Origin of the sequence: Yersinia sp. 1652 StPb PI (assembly GCF_041538345.1) — a bacterium.
Lineage (GTDB): Bacteria > Pseudomonadota > Gammaproteobacteria > Enterobacterales > Enterobacteriaceae > Yersinia > Yersinia enterocolitica_E.
The window spans coordinates 2,911,005-2,931,071 of record NZ_JAULSM010000001.1 but is presented as its reverse complement, the minus strand read 5'-3'; the positions used below and the strand labels follow the sequence as shown (position 1 = coordinate 2,931,071).

Here is a 20,067-nt window from a genome sequence, read left to right as displayed (position 1 = left end):
ATATCGAAAGCGACGCGATTAAACGCGAACGAAGTCGATATGAGTCAGTTTTGGCTTGAAAGCGTGACGCTGAACAGCCTGTACTTTAACTTTGGTTTCTTTACCGTCAACAACCAGAGTCAGTACGGAATCATAAAAGCCCGGTTTCAATTCAAGGTTCTTGGTGGTGTCATGGTCAAGAGCAATAGAGATAGCTGCTTCAGAACCACCGTAAATGATTGCCGGAAATTTATTTGCTGCACGCAGGCGGCGGCTCGCACCCTTACCCTGGTCGTTACGTACTTCTACATTGATAGTGGTCATTTTGTTTTCTCTTAAAGAAAATTTACCCTGCTACAGGCGACCCAGCAACAGGTTCGATACTCGGCTTTGATTGGGTAAACCCAGAGCAAAGCGGGCGGCATTCTAGCGAAATATCGGCCAGACAGCAAATAAAACTGCGAAAATCTCAGGCTAAATGCGGCTCAGGCAAGGGAGTCAGCCCGCCGGAAACGGCCCTGATAATCAAATATCTTTTCTCTAATTTGCCACCATTGCCCACGACGGCGGGCCACGACAAAATCGGGATAACGTAACAGGGCTTGTTGCGCGATGATATCGGCCGCCGTTTGCCATTTCAGTGCCACACCGGGTGCCCGTTGGTGTGGGCGCAGGAAAATTTGTTCAAATGCCATACGTTGCGCGGCGGTGGTTAAGCGAAAACGTTCGCTGGTATCAGTGCCGTCTTCGTCGTAGTAGGTGATTTTCAGCCACTCACCCTTTGCGTCATGGCCCGTCTCCAGACTCATACCGCCACAACGCAGCACCAGGGCATCTTTTAATTTTAACGCGGCTTTCAGCATATCATCGGGATCGACCAGAACTTCCTGGCACTGGTGACAACGGCGGGCGGCAATGTCATTTTCCGCCCCACAATGCGGGCAGCACTTAAAGCGAAAGCGATAATCACATTGCGCCCGCACGCCTTGTTGGTCCTCAAACCACCCCTGACAGCGGCGACCATAGTGTTCAATAATGTCACCCGACTCGGTACATTTTCCCCAGAAGATATTGGCAAAGCCGCAATCTGGGCAAAATACCTGAACCGGCTGACTGCCACTATGCGGTTTGCTGGTACCCACTTCAGGGGTAAAAAGGTCATGGGGATTGCCAGCGTAATCCAGAATCAGGCAATCTTCTTTACCCGGTGATAACCGCAAGCCTCGGCCGACTATCTGTTGATACAAACTGACCGATTCCGTGGGGCGAAGAATGGCAATCAGATCAACATGGGGGGCATCAAAGCCAGTGGTTAACACCGCCACATTAACCAAATAGCGCAGTTGCTGCTGCTTAAAGGCAGTGATTAACGCATCGCGCTCATTAGGCGGAGTAGTGGCGCTCACCAGTGCAGCCTCGTCTTTTGGCAGCAAGCCATACACCTCTTTGGCGTGTTCAACGGTCGCGGCAAAAATCATTACCCCGCGACGTTGAGCGGCATATTCAATTATCTGGTTAACAATATGCGGAGTAATTCGTTGCTGCTGCTTAAGTTCACGGTCTAAATCCGCCTCTCGGAACAGGCCGCTACTGTTGCTGGTCAGGCGACTGAAATCATACTGCACCACGGGCATATCCAACCGCTCTGGGGGGACCAGAAAACCGTGCTTGATCATGTAGCGCAAGGGTAATTCATAAATACAGTCGCGAAAAAGGGACTTTTCATCACCACGGGTAATACCGTGATAATGGAATTGATAAATCCAGCCTTTTCCCAATCGGTAAGGTGTGGCGGTCAATCCCAGCAAGCGCAGGCGGGGGTTGGTGGTACGTAAATGCTGAATAATTTGCTGATACTGGCTGTCATCGTCATCACTGATACGATGGCATTCATCAATAATCAGTAGTGAAAAGGCACTATCAAATAGGGGCAGGTTTCGTGCCACTGACTGCACACTGCCAAACACCACTTTTCCTGCGCTTTGGCGTTGCTGCAAGCCAGCGGCGAAAATATCAGCCTCTAAGTCGTAGGCGCAATATTTGGCGTGATTCTGTGCTACCAACTCTTTGACATGAGCCAGCACCAGAACGCGCCCGCGAGCCAGTTTCGCCAATTCGGCGATCACCAGACTTTTGCCTGCCCCGGTGGGTAGAACAATCAAAGCAGGCTCACTGTGGCGGCGAAAATGGGCAAGAGTGGCATCGACAGCCTCTTGCTGATAGGGGCGCAGTGTAAATGCCATTAGTGCACCTGCCCGATGGCTTTCAACCCATTCTCCCCGCAACCCTTTTCCGCGCGTATGCGTGACATTTCTCTCTCTTTATAATGAAAAACTTTTGACTATTATGCCTGTCGGAGGCGGTTGGCGCGAGGCCCCAAGTTAGCACTGATGGGGTGGCGTGATAGACGCGGCGCACTCTGGGGGTAAGTTGTTTCTCAATAACAACTTTTTACGTAACTGTTTCTAGGATGATATGGCAACCGCCGCTATACTGATGAGTCTGGTAGGCAGCAAATGATTTTCTCCCAACTGCTTCATTCATTTCACACCGTATCATGAGCATCCTGCTGTCGTTGGCGGGTGTGATTGCGGGTATCGTGCCCGTCAGCGGTACGACAAGACAACAGGCAAAGTAGATTCAATGCGATTGGACAAGTTTTTATCTCAGCAATTAGGTGTCAGCCGGGCGTTAGTCGCGCGCGAGCTGCGGGCAAAACGAGTCACTATTGATGGCGAAGTGGTCAAAAGTGGTGCGATTAAGCTGACACCGGAACAAGACGTGAGATTTGATGGCAACCCATTACAACAAACCGTTGGCCCACGTTATTTCATGCTGAACAAACCGCAGGGTTATGTGTGTTCGACAGAAGACCCAGATCACCCGACCGTGCTGTATTTCCTTGATGAGCCAGTGGCATACAAACTCCATGCCGCCGGGCGTTTGGACATCGATACCACCGGATTGGTACTGATGACCGACGATGGTCAGTGGTCGCATCGGATCACCTCACCGCGTCATCATTGTGAAAAGACCTATCTGGTGACGCTGGAACACCCATTGGCCGATGATACCGCGCAACAGTTTACTGATGGCGTACAGTTGCATAATGAAAAGTCTCTCACCAAACCGGCTCAACTTGAGGTTATAGAGCCTCAGTTGGTGCGTTTAACCCTCAGTGAAGGGCGTTATCATCAGGTAAAACGGATGTTTGCGGCGGTGGGAAATCGGGTTATAGAGCTGCATCGTGAGCGAATTGGCGACATTAAACTTGATGACGATTTGGCACCAGGCGAGTACCGCCCGTTAACCGCAGAAGAGATTGCCAGTGTCGGCGCGCCTCATCTGTAATTGATTTTCTATTACAGCGCGGGCTGTCTTGCCGTTGATATTACACTAAATAATTCGAGTTGCAGGAAGGCGGCAAGCGATAGAGTCCCAATGAGTTGACGGGAGTCAATGATTTGGGTGAAAGAGCGTAGCCAACGCACATGCGGCTTGAAGTATGACGGGTATAACCCACGGTAGGTTATTGAAGGAGTTGTTGAACGTGCATGCCAGTACCCAAAATGAAGAGAAGAACCGGACATCCCACGTTGGCTTGATCTTTATCCTCGGTTTGCTATCGATGCTGATGCCTTTGGCAATTGATATGTATCTGCCGAGTATGCCGATTATTGCACAGGAGTTTGGCGTAGAGAGTGGTGCGGTGCAGATGACTCTAAGCGCCTATGTGCTGGGGTTTGCCATCGGACAAATGTTCTATGGGCCAATGGCTGATAGCCTCGGGCGCAAGCCGGTTATCTTTTGGGGTACGCTAATATTTGCGCTCGCGGGTATGGCTTGTGCCATGGCGCAATCAATCGAACAATTGATTAACTTGCGTTTCCTGCATGGTTTGTCTGCCGCTGCCGCGAGTGTGGTGATTAATGCATTGATGCGCGATATGTTCACTAAAGATGACTTCTCTCGCATGATGTCTTTTGTGGTGTTGGTGATGACCATCGCACCCTTGCTGGCACCGATTATCGGTGGTGCATTGTTAGTATGGTTTAGCTGGCACGCCATCTTCTGGACCATGGCGGGTGCTGCATTGGTCGGCGCGATTTTGGTTGCACTGTTTATTAAAGAAAGCTTGCCACGAGAGAAACGGCAACGATTCCATTTGCGCACCACTATTGGCAATTTTGCCACGTTATTCCGCCATAAGCGGGTACTGAGCTATATGTTAGCGAGCGGCTTCTCTTTTGCTGGGATGTTCTCATTCCTCAGTGCCGGTCCCTTTGTTTATATCGATTTAAACGGCGTCTCTCCACAAAACTTTGGCTATTACTTTGCGCTGAATATCGTCTTCTTGTTCTTGATGACATTGATTAATAGCCGCAATGTACGCCGCTTCGGAGCGCTTAAAATGTTCCGATTTGGCATGCTAGTGCAATTTGTTATGGGGATCTGGTTGCTGGTGGTTTGCGCCACCGGGATGGGGTTCTGGGCGTTGGTATTGGGTGTCGCGGCTTATGTCGGTTGCATCGCCATGATCACCTCGAATGCGATGGCGGTTATTTTGGATGATTTCCCACATATGGCCGGTACTGCGTCTTCTCTGGCAGGGACCCTACGCTTTGGTATTGGTGCGGTGGTAGGAACGCTGTTGTCGATGGCGCCATCCCGCAGTGCCTGGCCAATGGTAAGCTCAATGGCATTTTGTATTATTGTGGCCATGTTGTTGTATCTTTATGCCAGTCGCCCACATAAGGATGCGGTGAAATAACTATCGTCGTAATAACTATCGTCGTAATAACTATCGTCGTAATAACTATCGTCGTAATAACTATCGCCGCAATCATTATCAAGGCTAAGTTGCTGGGGCTTATCAGTTAATGGTTATTGCAAGAAGGTGAGGGGCGTCTTAGGGCGTTCCCTTCATTCACATTATTTATCGTCAATGTACTCATTATTTATTCAATTATTTTCCTCGTCGACTCATTTACTCCCGTCAATATCGCCCGAATTGCCACTTAAAAATGCGTGGTTCTTGCGTTCAATCAATATAGTAAGCATGCATATCATTATTTATTGCATAGTTATGATTGGCACCATATTGTTAACTTTTTGAGCGAACATATAAAAAATCGCAAATTGTTATTGAAGCGTTTTTATCAGATATTTCTGTCAGTTGAATAGTTACGTATGTTAGTAAATTTATATATTTATCAATTAATTAATTTAATTTTGAGCTATAGAGATAACATGTGATTGTTCATTAAATGTAAAAATTTAGCGGGCAATAAGTAATGGGTTTGCAAGAAAAATGGTTGAGATGGTCGCCATAAAGGTATAAATATAACGAAAAATGGGATCTAAATCTCAAACCGGTAGTTTCAGTCTGGATATGCAGGGCTGACACACGATTAAAAAAACAACACAAAAATGGCTTTGTTGGTTTTAAGTTTCTAAATTGTTATCAATGTTGTGTTTTGATGAGGGGTGAATCAGGCACAATGCCAAGTTAGCGGCTATAACTTTAGTGAGTGTGAGTCATTGTGGTGCTTTTGTAATTTTTGAATTTTTATTTTTACTAGGAAAAACACGTGAATAATATCCAACTTTCGGTAGTACATCGTCTGCCGCAAAGTTACCGTTGGTTATCAGGCTTTATCGGGGTCAAAGTTGAACCGATACCACTGACGGCGATAGACGATAGCAATAATGATCTTATGGGGCTGAAGTTACTCAGCCACGATGGCAGCCATGCGCAGATTATCATGCAGCGGCTCCACCTCTCTCTACAAGAGATACAAGTGGATTCCGCGATAGTCGAATGGGAAGGCGAGCCTTGTCTATTTGTTCACACTCAGGATGAGAGTGCCACTATGTGTCGCCTGAAAGATGTCGGTGTCGCCATTGCCGAAACCCTGACCGCCTTGTACCCCTTCTAATTCGCTATTGCGCGTTGGTCGGTGTCATGGCGCTTGGGTATGCCCCGCACCAGACCTCAATCTGACGTATCCGCAAATTGTAACAACTGCTGTGTATACTGCTGTTGGGGCGCGGCAAATATGGCCTGACAGTCACCTTGTTCTACTACCTCGCCTTGTCTTAATACAATCACCTGATGGCAGAGTGATCGCACTACCTGCAAGTCATGACTGATAAACAGATAGCTGAGCTGATAACGCTGCTGAAGGGATTTCAGCAAAGCCAGAATTTGGGCCTGTACCGACTTATCCAATGAAGAGGTCGGTTCATCAAGAATCAGTAACTGCGGTTGCAAGATCAACGCACGGGCAATGGCAATGCGTTGGCGCTGGCCACCAGAAAACTCGGTTGGATAACGATAACGGGTGACCGGATCTAATCCCACTTCTTCCATCGCTTTAATCACCCGTTGTTCACGATGTACCGCACTGAGTCTTTGATGAACTTCCAGCCCTTCGGCGATTATCTGCTGCACATTCAGGCGTGGGTTTAGCGCTGAGTAGGGATCCTGGAATACCACCTGAATTCGGCTGCGATAGGGCAGCATCTGTTTAGGGGTAAACTTGTGTAATGGCTGCCCGCTAAACCAAATCTCACCTTTTGAGGGTAACAAGCGCAGCAACGCCAGCCCTGAGGTGCTTTTCCCTGAGCCTGATTCGCCCACCAAACCAAGGCTCTCACCGGGATTCAGGGTGAAATTAAGATCGTGCAAAGCATAATGGTAATCAACGGTGCGTCGTAATAAACCACGTTTAATAGGAAACGCCACCTGTAGACCTTTTACTTCAAGCAGGGGTTTTAGACCCGGCGTGAGGGGCAGTGGGTCACCTTGTGGTTCGGCGTCTAATAATTGGCGGGTGTAGGGGTGCTGTGGGGTACTAAACAGCGCCTGACGGCTATTTTGCTCCACCTTGCGGCCTTCGCGCATCACTGCCACGTTATCTGCCAACCGGCGCACGATATTCAGGTTATGGGTGATAAATAGCAAGCTCATGCCCATCTCTTGCTTTAACTCTTTCAGCAAACTCAAAATCTGGGCTTGCACCGAAACATCCAGCGCTGTGGTAGGTTCATCGGCAATCAGTAATTTAGGTTGGGTCAATACCGCCATCGCAATCATCACCCGCTGGCGTTCTCCGCCGGAAAGTTGATGAGGGAAATCGCCCAAACGCCCTTTGGCATTACGAATACCCACCCGGTCGAGACATTGAATAATCTCAACTCTGGCCGCTTCCCGGCGCATACCGCGGTGCAGTGACAACACTTCTGCCAACTGTTTTTCAATGGTATGCAGTGGGTTTAGTGACACCATAGGTTCTTGGAAAATCATTGAAATCTGATTGCCGCGCACTTTTCGCAGCGTCGGTTCATCGGCATGCAGCAGAGATTGCCCGGCAAACAGAATATCACCGCCCGGGTAGACCACCGGTGGTGAAGGCAGTAAACGCAATATTGATAAAGCGGTGACACTCTTGCCCGAACCCGATTCCCCGACCAGTGCCAGTGTTTCACCGGCATTGATTTGCAATGACAGTTCGCTGACCACCTCGCGATCAATATTCGCCTGGCGAAATGCAACACTGAGATTTTGAATATCCAGAAGTGGTGAAGTCGCCATATCAGTACACCTTACTTGGGTCAAAGGCGTCACGTATTGCTTCGCCGATAAAGATCAACAGAGATAACAGCACTGCCAATACCAGGAATGCGGTGATGCCAAGCCAGGGAGCCTGAAGGTTATTTTTACCTTCTAATAACAGACCGCCTAATGACGGTGACCCCATCGGCAGGCCAAAACCGAGAAAATCCAGTGAAGTTAGCGTGGTTATCGAACCGCACAGGATAAAGGGCAGGAAGGTTAGTGTTGCCACCATGGCATTGGGCAACATATGGCGCGACATAATAACTCGATCACCCACTCCCATAGCTCGCGCTGCGCGGATGTAGTCATAATTTCGGGTACGTAGAAATTCTGCCCGCACCACACCCACTAATCCCATCCAGCCAAACAGCACGGTGATGGCTAACAGCCACCAGAAGTTGGGTTGGACGATGCTGGACAGTAGAATCACTAAAAATAGTGTTGGCATCCCCGACCACACCTCGATAAATCGTTGCCCCCACAAATCAATTTTGCCGCCGTAATAACCTTGTACCGCGCCAGCACAGATACCAATTACGCTGGAGAACAGGGTTAATGTCAGGCCGAATAACAGCGAGATACGGAAACCATAGATGACTTTGGCTAAGACATCGCCGCCAGTACTGTCGGTGCCCAGCAAGTTGGTCCGGCTAGGTGGCGAAGGGAAAGGGACATCAGTCGCAAAATTGATGGTGTTATTGCTAAAACGTATGGGTGCCCAGATGGCCCAGCCATTGTCATTAATCCGGCCAATCACATAAGGGTCTTGATAATCTGCCGCCGTGGTTAAAATCCCACCAAAAGTGGATTCGCTGTAATTAGTCATAAAAGGCATATAAATTCGGCCCTGATAGTTTACCAGCAGCGGTTTGTCATTGGCGATCAGTTCGGCAAACAGACTGATAATAAACAGTGTCAGGAAGATCCACAGTGACCAGTAGCCACGGCGATTATTGCGAAAACGCGCCCAGCGGGCCTGATTAATAGCACTTAGCCGTATCATTATTGGCGGCCCTCAAAATCAATCCGTGGATCAACCAGGGTGTAGGTGATATCACTGAGGATATTCAGCAGTAAACCAATCAGGGTGAAAATATAAAGAGTGCCAAACATCACAGGGTAATCACGCTGCAAAGTGGCGTCATAACCCAATAGCCCTAAACCATTGAGTGAAAACATCACTTCAATCAACAGCGACCCGGTGAAAAACATGCTGATAAAGGTGGCAGGGAAGCCAGCGATAACCAACAACATGGCGTTGCGAAAGACATGGCGATACAGAATTTTTTCTTCGGGTAACCCTTTGGCGCGCGCAGTCACCACATATTGCTTGCGGATTTCGTCAAGGAACGAGTTCTTGGTCAGCATCGTCAGTGTGGCGAAGCCGCCAATGACGGTAGCCAATACCGGTAAAGTGATATGCCACAAATAGTCGGTTATTTTGCCGTACCACGGCAGGGTATCAAAGTTACTGGAAACCAGCCCCCGCAGTGGGAATAGATCGAAATAACTGCCGCCGGAAAACAACACCACCAGTAAAATCGCAAACAGAAACGAAGGAATGGCATACCCGATTATAATGAGAGTACTGCTCCAGGTATCAAAAGCTGAGCCATTGCGCACCGCCTTTTTAATGCCTAATGGAATAGAAACCAGATAAATAATCAGCGTGCTCCATAGCCCAAGTGAAATAGAGACCGGCAGGCTATGTTTCACTAACGACATTACCGATTCACCCCGGAACAGGCTGTCGCCAAAATCAAAGCGGACATAGCTCCATAGCATATCGAAATAGCGCTGGTGCAGCGGCTTGTCAAAACCAAAGCGTTGTTTGATTTCGGCAATAACTTCTGGGTCTAACCCGCGTGAACCGCGATAGTTGCTATCACCCACTTGTGCCGCATTGAGGCCGACTTTAGCCCCCCCCAGCCCGCCATCACCGCCACCGGCGGTAAATCCATTGGAGTGACCCAATTCAATATTGGCAATCGCCTGATCAACTGGCCCACCCGGTGCAATTTGCACAATAAAAAAGTTGATGGTAATGATTGCCCACAGCGTGGGAATAACCAGCAATAGTCGCCGTAATAGATATCCACCCACAGCAGCCCCCTAGTGACGTTCTGTTGGCAGACGAGCTGCCTTGTTGACATCAAACCACCAGCTATCAAACCCAAGCGAATAGGTGGGGCGGTCTGCCGGCATCGAGAATTTATCCCAATAGGCAAAGCGGGCATGGTTGGAGTACCACATCGGAATCATCAGATAGTTCCAGGTCAATACCCTATCAAGTGCCCGGCCAAGGGACTGTAATGCCTCTGGCTGGTCCTGATGTTTGATAATCTCTGCGATCAATTGGTCAATAGCCGGATCTTTAATCCCGGAGGAGTTATAACTGGAATCGACATAAGCCGAGCTCCACCAAATTTGCAGATTTGGGCTAGGGTAGGGGAAGGCACTGTAAACCGTCGGGATCATATCGTAATCCCGACTGCGCAGGCGGTTAACAAACTGAGAGCTGTCAACCTCGCGGATATTCATGGTAATGCCCAAACGTTGCAAATTATGTTTAAACGGTTGAACATATTGGAAGTTACTGCCACTGAGTAACAGTAATTCAAACACAAAAGGCTTACCGGTTTTACTGTTAACCAATTGCTGATTTTTCACTTCCCAGCCTGCTTCGCTGAGTAATTCCCGTGCTTTTAACAGATTATCCCGTGAATCGCCGCTGCCATCAGTTTGTGGTGGCTGATAAATCTGCGTGAACACCTCTGGTGGTACTTTGCCCTTCAACGGACCCAGCCAAGCCAGTTCGGCACTATCGGGATAACCTTTTGCGGCATATTCAGTATTTTGGAAGAAACTATTGGTGCGTTGATAACTATTGAAATAGAAGGCTTTATTCATCCAGTCAAAGTCAAAAGCTAACGTCAGTGCCTGGCGAACTCGCCGATCGCTAAAAATCGGGCGCTGAACGTTAAATGCCAACCATCGGGTATTTTGTGCCGAGTTGTCGACAATATCCTGCTTGGCGATATAGTTTTTCGCAAAATTGCCCCCGACATATTGTGTCGCCCAGCTCTTCGGTGAGGTTTCCTCACGGAAATCGAATGCACCGGCTTTAAAGGCTTCCAAGGCGACTTTATCATCCAGATAGTAGTCGTAGCGGATGGTATCAAAATTATATTGGCCGCGGTTAACCGGCAGATTGGCTGCCCAGTAATCTCTCACCCGTTCATAGGTAATAAACTGGCCCATCTTATATTTGCCGATGCGATAAGGGCCGCTGCCAACCGGGGGCTTGCTCAGCGGATCACTCAGTTTATGGTTTTGCCAGAAATGAGCAGGCATCACCGGTAAGCCAAACAAACCTAACATTTTATCTTTATTCGGTTCCGGGAATTCAAAACGCACTGTCAGCCGGGAAATGGCTTTTACCTGTACGCCTTTATAAATAATGCGAAATTGTGGCACACCTTCGGTCATAAATTTATTGAAGGTGAAGGCGACATCCTGTGCGGTAATAGGGGTATCATCATGAAAACGGGCACGTGGATTTATATCGACTTCAATCCAGTGTAAGTCAGGCGCAAAACGTGCGGACTCGGCAATTAATGGATAGTAGCTGCCAATCTCATCGTCAGAGGTACCAAATAGTGAGTCATACAGCCGTTCAGTGCGTATCGCCGGATTACCGCGCAATGCATAACGGTTAAAGTTATCAAAGGTACCAATGGCCGATAGCGTGATATCCCCACCCTTTGGGGCGGCTGGATTGACGTAATCAAAATGGCTGAAATCGGATGAATACTTAGGTTCACCCAGTATGGCAAAAGAGACGCCTTCTTTGATGGTTTCAGCCTGTAGGCCAAAACTCAGGGCTGAAAGTACCAAGGCAGCAAATAGGCGTGGCAACATATTGGCGGTAAGCTCCTGCGTTTCATTCTGATAATAATAATCTTAAACGAAATTACCAGTTTGCAGGGGATTAAAGCAAACATTAAGCCAAATAACTTACTCGAATCAGCTCATTCGAGCTGTGTATGCGCAGTCAGACCGCAACGTCAATTACTTTGAATATGGTTTTTTGTTACTATTTTTTATTATAAAATACGACGAGATCTTTAACAGATAATGGTTTGCTGAGTAAGTAACCTTGTAAGTAGTTTACGCCATGATGTGCCAAATACTGGAGCTGTTGCTCTGTTTCAACGCCTTCAGCGACGGTTTCAATATTGAGTTTATTTGCCAGCATCAGTACTGCGTCTAATACCGGTGCTGCTACGGTATTAATGCCGATGGTGCTGACAAAACCACGATCAATTTTAATATAATCTAAAGTAAAACGTTCTAAATAGATCAGGGCGCTATGACCGGTACCAAAATCATCGACAGCAATTTGTATCCCCTGAGAACGCAGCCAGGCAAATTGTTTAATAGCGAGCTCTTCTTCAACCATACCACGCTCGGTAATCTCGAATACTGGTGCCAAGATATCCGTATTTAATTGCTTTAACATCTGAGAAACATCTTTGCGGAAGTTATCATCAGCAAGATGGACAGGGGAAATATTAAAGGCCAGTTTAGTCCCAGCCGGAAGGTGGTCTGCCATTAATTCACTGTCTTTGATGATTAACTCAAATAGATGCCGGGTTAATGGCTGAATCAGATGTTGAGCTTCCGCATAGGGAATAAAAAGATCCGGGGATATGCGCCCTTCAATAGGATGGTGCCAACGAATAAGCGCTTCAAGGCCAGATAATGAACGATCATGTGAACGAAATACTGGTTGATATTCAACGAAGAATTCGCCGCGTCGAATACCGCGCAAAATTTCAGCTTCAGCACTCTGGCTGGCAATTAAAATATAATAAGCAAGGATTCCGACCAGACCGGCAAGTAATAGCCCTCCTAATAGGGTCATGCGAATGTCATCAGCTGTCAGGCTAGTATGATAAATCAATATTTTAATCGGGTAGCCCGGTAGCTGGATCTCACGCGAGGCGCGTGCCGGTAGCTGGCTGATAGGTAAGACTTTAGAGTCAAAAGTTGTTACCGCTAATTCATCAATAATAATGGCTAAGCCGTTGACTTGATTATCTGAATAATTCAGCAATAAATAAGGGTGTAAGGTTAATTCTAATGTCGCCAATACACCGGTATTGCCGCGCCCAGCTTCACGCAACCACACCCCGACCGCCGGTTTACTGGGCATCATGGGGGTGCCTTGCTGAATTTTAAAGTCCAACGGCTGATGTAAGTTTATTTTAGGATATAGCGCACTGACAGCGACTTGCATATCACCTGTTGCTGAAGAGCAATAAGCGATACTGTCTCTAACCAATAAAAATGCTCTGACACCATTAGTAAATGCAGCCCGATAGTGGAGTGCCGGGCTGGCTTGCTCACAACTTTTGTCACTTAGCGGGATAAGTTGAGACATAGTGGTAGTCAGTTCATTTAGAAACTGGGAGGCGTAGGAGATAATATGATCACTTTGTGTTGTTAATTTACGTTCACTACTGCGATAAAGTAATGACAAAGTAATAACGACAAAGCAAATAAAAAAACAGAGTGCGAGGATGACACTTTTTTTTACAAGATGGCGTCTGGATAAAATATTGCGGGAGAACGCACTGTTTGAACCCATGTTACGCCGCTCCTCAGCATGATCGATAAAGTGTTATGAGTATAAGTTAAGTTAGCAACGCAACGCTACCAGTTTGCCAATGCGCAGGGTTAACAGTAATTAGCCGATCCAATTGAATCTCGATTCAATATAAATAAAAGATGCGGTTTAAATGCATCAAATAACTGAAACAAGCAGCGTTCATTTATACCGATATATTTTTGGCAATATGCTTCGATAAAACAAATCCCCAGCTTATTAACACGACCTATATAATTTTATAAGGATAAATCGTTGGTAAAGATCTCTGATCGCCAGAAAAGTCTCAACTAAGCGGGAATTATCTTACACAGAAAATTCTTGGATTTCGCGCCCCCCAGCCAAAAAAGGAGGTTTCCTACAAATTGACCGGAAATTGGGCTGGTAGCGGAGGGATAAGGAGGTATGTTCAGACAATAAAAAACGCTGCCAATGGCAGCGTTTTACAGTTTCGTTTGGTATCTCGGACAACAGGAATAAAAATCAGCTAACTGCGCGAACCGCTACTTAGGACACGACGGCCATCGCGATAACGCTTATTCCAATAATCTTCATTTAGGCTCGATATCGTCACACCGACACTGGTCGATGCATGCACAAATTTATCGTTACCTAAGTAGATACCTACATGGCGGCCAGTCGAACCTGCACGGAACAGCACCAAATCACCGGGGCGCAATTTAGTTCGTTGGATTGTTTTGCCAAGATCCTGCTGCTCAGAGGTTGAGCGTGGCAAATCCATACCAAATTGTTCACGGAAAGTGGTTTGTACAAATGCGGAGCAATCAATACCGCGTTTGCTGCTACCGCCTAAACGATAACGAACCCCCTTCCACCCTGCATACTGTTCTAAAATCTTCGACTTGACGTCAACGTTGCGTACCATCGCTTCGAATTCATCCTGAGAGGCTTGCAGTAAAAGCCCATCTTTGTCATTAACTGCACGCATCTCAGTTTGCGCATTATGTAAGTTCGAAGTCTGTGATGAACTACACGCGGATAACATTACCGCTGCTGCAACCGCAGGAATTACCCGCAGAATATATCTCATAATAGGTTGAGACTTGACCATTGTTGTTGTTTTCCCTTGCTGTCCTTACGACGGATGTCGCTACCAAAAAAACCAAACGAATCGAGATTATTGATTGAGATCCGATTAGACAATCACTTAACTGAATAACTGTGCTAGAACGCACAATATTAATCATGCAAGAGGCGAATGACCCAAATCCGAACACAAACGTTTTCGAGATTACCGTAATGATTAATAAAAGGCGAGACCTTTTACATCCATTATTATAGCTAAAGGTTATGTAACATAATGTAAAATTTCAGATTAAAAGTGGATAGCTGGATTTGTAGCCGTTTGGTAACAATAAATGAAGGAAAAGGTTAAGGTAAGAGAAAGGCAAAAAATGGACTTTTTTGCCTTAATATAAAGCCAATAACGCTATTGGCTTTTTGCCCCTGGCAGATTCCGGTTAATTACATCAATTATCTTGTCACTTAATGGCGTCAGCAATACCCAGCTTATCCCAACCAGCACTATCGACAGTGAGCCGACCGCAATGTCAGTAAACCAATGCGCGCCAATCATCACCCGTGGCATTGAAAAAATAACGACGATCAGTAGGGCAATGGCAAAAGCACTGCGGGAAAAATAGCGCAGCATAAAGCAGGCAAAGATCATCAGCATCATGCCATGGTCGCCAGGGAAACTATCACTGGAGGCATCTTTGGTTGGAATACCGGTTAATTCACTGACGCGATTTATATTTTCAAACGTTAGTGTCGGGCTGGGATGCGAAACAGGCAGCAGATGGCCTAGTTGATTGAGGACCACCGCAGTTAATAGCATAACAAATCCGGTGACTATCAGGCGGCGACGACCCGCGGGGGTTTCCTTCATATAGAAGTACAAATAAAGCAGCCCCATAGATATAAGGGAAATAACATCGAAAATCCGGTTGTTGGTGATAGCCACCCAATGCAGAAATGACGTGCTGGACAGCAAGTGCTGGTTAAAATAGAAGAATATTGCCGAGTCTATTTTAAACCAAACGCCATGGTGCGCCGGGATATACCAAGATAAGAACAAAGCAATCCCAAGAAAATTGAGCAGTAGTATTGTCGGTAAATTACGCCGAGTCATGCGGGGCCTATAAATTATCAATGTATGAATTGTGTAACAAATAAAAATCGAGGTATATCATACCCCTTTATGTAGTCTGATAGTCAGTAATTGATGCTGTAGCATGTTCCAATCCGCTTCAGAGGCACTAATCAGTTCAATTCGGCTGTCCAGTGGTGCTATTTGACGTGTTTCTATTTGCAAGTCAGCACCTTGCCGGTTAACCACCAAAGTGCCTTCGGCAATACGCATAACACCTTTGACCCGCTCCACTGGATTTAACCGTATCCATTCCAACAATGGAACCGTATCAAACACTGTCTCAGCATTAAATACCCAACCACAGCTCTGATAACCTTGCCCCTGATTCAGCGCCCGCCGCCAAGGTTCGATCCCTTTTAAACGGAGCGCCGCCAAGCCTTTTGGTCGCCCTGAACCGTGGTGATGGGTACCGTCAGGCAATTCATTATTATTACTGTGTGGGATATCAAGCAGGGCCGCATCTACCTTTCCTTGTTCTGCATAATAGAGTGGACGTGGCATGGATTGGCGGTCATGCCATTGCTGCAATGCACTGTAGTCTTGTGAGGTGTAGGTATCCTGCTTATTTGCCACGATGATATCTGCGGCCGCCAGTTGGTCGCGGAAGTTCTCATTTTCGGTATAACGCGGTTCACTTAACTGGCGGGCATCGACCAGACAGAGGGTGGCACGCAGGTCAATCCAGGGTTGGTAAATATCGGAGGTTAATAAAGACAAGATCTGTTTTGGATGGCCCAACCCAGTCGGTTCGATTAATAACCGATCCGGTTTTGCCTGCTGTAGCAGCATATTCAAACCCACTTGCATCGGTAACCCATTAACACAACACATGCACCCGCCCGGTATTTCTTTTAATACCGCACCGCTGTCTGCTAATAGCGCACCATCAATACCAATCTCACCAAATTCATTAACCAGTACCGCCCATTTTTCATTTTGCGGTTTTTGTGACAATAAATGGCGAATGGTGGTGGTCTTACCGCACCCCAAAAAGCCAGTAATCAAGTTCGTTTTTGTCATCAGAGGTCTCCTACCGTAAATTTATTTTCAATAACCTCTCAAGAAAAGGCTCAAAGGTGTCGATGTTATCAGAAGAGGATATAACACCAGCCAAGCTTATTATTAAACGAAAAAGGCTAAAAGGCAGACAATTTCCTAGGTATGTTAGGAACCTCGCCTAATAGCGTTGCAAGACTAAGCAATATAATTCACTTCTACGAGGAATCTTAGTGAGTTATAAACGGAGTCGGGCAATAAAAAATGCTCGCTCATTCCCATCGCTCTGGCTGGAATCCTCTATCATTTAAAATGACAGATATGAGAGTCGAGGTGGTTATGATGAATTTTCGAGTGCTAATTATCGTAGCAATAATGTTTTCATGGATAGTCTCCTTTGCTGCAAGTAGTGCGCAATCTACCCGGTCTGCTACAGGAACAATTACATTTTTTGGTGCTATTGTAGATAGTCCATGTGATACCGCTTTCATCGAGAGTATCATTACAACACGCTGTTATCGTAATGGTGAGACATTGACTCAACGGCAAGTTGTTTCTGCTAATATGCCTCTCACTGCCCGTTTACCTGGTAATTTAGCTTCTTCTCATCTGGAATGGTTGAACCCGCAGCGTAGTCTGGGAATTTTCACCGTCACTTATCTCTAATATATTCAAACAATATGACGTATTCCTACAAGCACGGCTTATCACAGTGATAAGCCGTGTTAGATGGATGATGCGATTCAAATGAAATCATCTTGTTTGGCTACAATGATATTGTTCGACCACATGATATACTAACCCTCATTCAGACACCCTTTGGTCAGGCCAATTTGGTATTAGTCACGCCAATACCTGATGCAGGAAATAAGGTTATGCGGTTATATCAGGAAGTGGGCAGTCAATTGCGTGAGGCGATTGTCAGCGGGCAATACAACTTAGGCGATCGTTTACCGCCTGAACGTGACATCGCCGAAAATTTCAGTGTCAGTCGCAGTGTGGTTCGTGAAGCACTGATTATGCTGGAGCTGGAAAAATTGGTGGAGGTACGCAAAGGTTCTGGCGTCTATGTGGTTAACGTGCCCGATATGCCAGCAAACGGTGAATCCGCAGTGACCTCTGATAGTGGTTACGGCCCATTTGAATTACTGCAAGCCCGCCAATTACTGGAAAGCGAAGTCGCCGCTTTTGCTGCCATGCAGGCGACCAAAACCGATATCATCAAAATGCGTCACGCCATCGAGCAGGAAAAGACTGCACTGGCTGCGGGGGCAGTGGATGAAAGCGCTGATGAGTTGTTTCATTGCCTACTGGCACAATCGACGCAAAATAGCGTGCTAGCCAATATGGTTACAGAGGCCTGGCAAGCGCGCAAAACCAGCGCCATGTGGCAGGTTGCTCACCGTCACACCCTGGATTTCAGCTACCGTTGGCAGTGGTTAGAAGACCATCAGAAAATCTTGCAAGCTGTGTTACGCCGTGACAGCAAAGCGGCTAAGCAAGCCATGTGGCAGCACTTGGAAAATGTAAAACTAAAACTGCTCGAGCTTTCAGATGCCAACCATCCTGATTTTGATGGTTATTTGTTTGAGTCTGCGCCGTACCAGCTTGACGAATAATTTACCCTTCGGCCTTGAAGTTGCAGCGGTGTTGGCTGCGCTCACTTACCCGAATCACTTACTTGAGTAAGCTCATCGGGATGCATTTGCTTGCCGCCTACCTGCACCTCCAATGACTTTGGGTAAACCCTTCGGCCTTGAAGCTGCAGCGGTGTTGGCTGCGCTCACTAACTCGATTGGAATTAATGAGCCTCACTCTTGAGGCTCATCCTGTGAGTGCGCTAAATTAATCCTGCTGCGCCAAACGTTTTACACTCTCTTTCGCGCCAAATTGTTGCAAGCTGAGGTAAGCCTCGGTGACTGCATCAACAAATACCGGCTGCTGTGGTAAGGACTCACCAAACAGCGACTTCAGTGATAGCAAACTCTGTACCCGGGCAACGCCATCTTCACTGCTGGCGACACATTTTTTAAAACTGTCAGCCATCGGATCACGGATATCTATGGCCTGGCCGTTATCGTCGATCCCACCTACATAGCGCATCCAACCGGCGATACCTAATGCCAGACAGCGATAAGCGCCGCCATGTTGTAAATGCCAACGCACGGAATCGAGCATCCGTTGTGGTAATTTTTGGCTACCGTCCATGGCAATTTGCCAGGTGCGATGTTTTAACGCCGGGTTGCTGTAGCGCTCAATCAATTGATCAGCATAGGCATTAAGATCCACCCCGGTGACGCGCAAGGTTGGGGCTTGTTCATCCATCATCAGGCGACGGGCGGTGAGGCGATAGTTACTGTCGGCCATACAATCATTAATATGTTGATAACCGGCGAGATAACCCAGATAGGAGAGGTATGAGTGGCTGCCATTTAACATGCGCAGCTTCATTTCTTCGAATGGCAAGACATCATCGACCAATTGCACTCCAGCCACTTCCCAGTCCGGGCGGCCCGCGACAAATTTATCTTCAACTACCCACTGAATGAACGGCTCACAAGCAATACCACAAGGGTCTGCTACGCTCAGGGTATCGGCAATTTGTTGCAAGGTTTCAGCGGTGGCGGCTGGAACAATACGGTCGACCATAGTATTAGGGAAGGTGACATGTTGACTGATCCAACTAGCCAGTTCTGGGTCTCGGGCCATAGCCAGGCCGAGGACGGCATTTTTCACGACATGGCCATTTTCTGGAATATTATCGCAAGAAAGCACAGTAAAAGGGGGTAGGCCGCGTGAGCGACGTAAGCGCAGGGCTTCTACCAGAATACCGGGGGCGGAGGTTGGCGCATCGGGTATCGCCAGATCTGCGCGGATAAACTCATTTTGCAGATCCAATTGGCCGCTACCCGGTTCGATGCAGTAACCTTTCTCAGTAATCGTCAGTGAGACAATCGCCACTTGTGGTTCGGCCAATTTTTCCAATACTTGGATGATGCCATCTAATCGGGCATGGACTGACTCGCAAACCGAACCGACAATAATGGCCTGATTACCTTGCGCCCCTTTTTCCAGCACTGAGAAGAGATGATTCTGTTGGCGTAAATTTTGAATCAAAACGTCGCCACCAAACAAGCTGACTTCGCAAATACCCCAGTCGCCCCCTTGTTTATTTAACACCCGGTCAGTGAGCAGCGCTTGATGGGCGCGATGAAATGCACCAAAGCCAATGTGAACAATGCGGCTTTTCAGTGCTGTTCTATCATAAGTAGGCTGCTGTACGGTTGAGGGAAGGGGGCTGTTGGCAATGGTGTTCATACGTGGCTCCAAAATCATTCACCCCACGATTATTACAAAGGGGCTGACATAAAAGGTGGCAAATAAAAAGTTGTTAGACCAGTTTTAGTCGGCTGTTTGTAGGAAAGAAGCCACACCATACTGACCATTTTCTTTTGCTCGTTGCCATGAATATCGGCTTGCAGTGTAAAGCCATATGACAGAAAATAAAATTGGTAAGTCCAATATTGGTTATATTCGTGAGGTGGATCAACCAATGAGGTTTTGCTTTTTGACACCCGGCGGTTAAAAAGTAAGGATAAAGCTGAGTGATACCTCTTGGAAATCGGT

16 protein-coding genes are annotated in these 20,067 nt (G+C 47.1%); 5 read left to right on the top strand and 11 right to left on the bottom strand.

What is annotated here, in order from left to right; genetic code table 11:
- Positions 1-18: 18 nt before the first annotated feature.
- Positions 19-303 carry a 50S ribosomal protein L25 gene (rplY, locus tag Q2T71_RS13430; protein ID WP_004700538.1) on the bottom strand — a complete coding sequence of 95 codons (285 nt, stop codon included), beginning with the start codon at positions 301-303 and terminating at the stop codon, positions 19-21.
- A gap of 161 nt (positions 304-464) precedes the next feature.
- On the bottom strand, positions 465-2,222 hold the full coding sequence (locus tag Q2T71_RS13425; RefSeq protein WP_372559400.1) for a DEAD/DEAH box helicase: 1,758 nt from the start codon (positions 2,220-2,222) through the stop codon (positions 465-467).
- Positions 2,223-2,622: 400 nt separating this feature from the next.
- Here Q2T71_RS13425 and rsuA point away from each other — a divergent pair, with 400 nt between their 5' ends.
- From rsuA to Q2T71_RS13410, 3 genes are all read left to right on the top strand, one after another.
- Positions 2,623-3,330, top strand: a complete 708-nt coding sequence (rsuA, locus tag Q2T71_RS13420; protein ID WP_372559399.1) for a 16S rRNA pseudouridine(516) synthase RsuA — start codon at positions 2,623-2,625, stop codon at positions 3,328-3,330.
- A 199-nt stretch (positions 3,331-3,529) separates the two neighbouring features.
- Positions 3,530-4,750, top strand: coding sequence for a Bcr/CflA family multidrug efflux MFS transporter (locus Q2T71_RS13415; protein ID WP_083158350.1), 1,221 nt, complete (start codon positions 3,530-3,532; stop codon positions 4,748-4,750).
- Between the two features lie 820 nt (positions 4,751-5,570).
- On the top strand, positions 5,571-5,918 hold the full coding sequence (locus tag Q2T71_RS13410) for a YejG family protein (protein ID WP_083158351.1): 348 nt from the start codon (positions 5,571-5,573) through the stop codon (positions 5,916-5,918).
- 56 nt (positions 5,919-5,974) lie between these two features.
- Here Q2T71_RS13410 and yejF read toward each other — a convergent pair whose 3' ends face one another.
- The 8 genes from yejF to Q2T71_RS13370 all read right to left on the bottom strand — a co-directional run bounded on the left by yejF (position 5,975) and on the right by Q2T71_RS13370 (position 16,464).
- Positions 5,975-7,576, bottom strand: coding sequence for a microcin C ABC transporter ATP-binding protein YejF (gene yejF, locus Q2T71_RS13405; protein ID WP_372559398.1), 1,602 nt, complete (start codon positions 7,574-7,576; stop codon positions 5,975-5,977).
- A 1-nt stretch (position 7,577) separates the two neighbouring features.
- Complete coding sequence (locus Q2T71_RS13400) at positions 7,578-8,603, bottom strand: ABC transporter permease (protein ID WP_372559397.1); 1,026 nt, start codon at positions 8,601-8,603, stop codon at positions 7,578-7,580.
- Positions 8,603-9,703 carry a microcin C ABC transporter permease YejB gene (locus tag Q2T71_RS13395; protein WP_372559396.1) on the bottom strand — a complete coding sequence of 367 codons (1,101 nt, stop codon included), beginning with the start codon at positions 9,701-9,703 and terminating at the stop codon, positions 8,603-8,605. The genes Q2T71_RS13400 and Q2T71_RS13395 overlap by 1 nt, the downstream gene beginning before the upstream one ends.
- 9 nt (positions 9,704-9,712) lie before the next feature.
- Complete coding sequence (locus Q2T71_RS13390; protein WP_372559395.1) at positions 9,713-11,521, bottom strand: extracellular solute-binding protein; 1,809 nt, start codon at positions 11,519-11,521, stop codon at positions 9,713-9,715.
- 175 nt (positions 11,522-11,696) lie between these two features.
- A complete protein-coding gene (locus Q2T71_RS13385) occupies positions 11,697-13,253 on the bottom strand; it encodes a cyclic di-GMP phosphodiesterase (RefSeq protein ID WP_372559394.1) in 1,557 nt (518 codons plus the stop codon).
- Positions 13,254-13,758: 505 nt separating this feature from the next.
- The gene (gene mepS / locus Q2T71_RS13380) at positions 13,759-14,343 is read right to left on the bottom strand and encodes a bifunctional murein DD-endopeptidase/murein LD-carboxypeptidase (protein ID WP_083158357.1); all 585 of its coding nucleotides are present in this window, start codon (positions 14,341-14,343) and stop codon (positions 13,759-13,761) included.
- A 378-nt stretch (positions 14,344-14,721) separates the two neighbouring features.
- Positions 14,722-15,423: a phosphatase PAP2 family protein gene (locus Q2T71_RS13375; protein ID WP_372559393.1), complete on the bottom strand. Its 702-nt coding sequence runs from the start codon at positions 15,421-15,423 to the stop codon at positions 14,722-14,724.
- A 57-nt stretch (positions 15,424-15,480) separates the two neighbouring features.
- Positions 15,481-16,464, bottom strand: coding sequence for a GTP-binding protein (locus Q2T71_RS13370; RefSeq protein WP_372559392.1), 984 nt, complete (start codon positions 16,462-16,464; stop codon positions 15,481-15,483).
- A 315-nt stretch (positions 16,465-16,779) separates the two neighbouring features.
- Between Q2T71_RS13370 and Q2T71_RS13365 the strand changes: the two genes are divergently transcribed.
- Positions 16,780-17,106 (top strand): hypothetical protein, encoded by a 327-nt coding sequence (locus tag Q2T71_RS13365; RefSeq protein WP_083163547.1) that lies wholly within the window; start codon positions 16,780-16,782, stop codon positions 17,104-17,106.
- A gap of 209 nt (positions 17,107-17,315) precedes the next feature.
- A complete protein-coding gene (locus Q2T71_RS13360) occupies positions 17,316-18,059 on the top strand; it encodes a GntR family transcriptional regulator (RefSeq protein WP_372559391.1) in 744 nt (247 codons plus the stop codon).
- Positions 18,060-18,285: 226 nt separating this feature from the next.
- On the opposite strand, the gene Q2T71_RS13355 is transcribed toward Q2T71_RS13360, so the two are convergent.
- Positions 18,286-19,758 (bottom strand): mannitol dehydrogenase family protein, encoded by a 1,473-nt coding sequence (locus Q2T71_RS13355; protein ID WP_372559390.1) that lies wholly within the window; start codon positions 19,756-19,758, stop codon positions 18,286-18,288.
- Between the last annotated feature and the right edge of the window lie 309 nt (positions 19,759-20,067).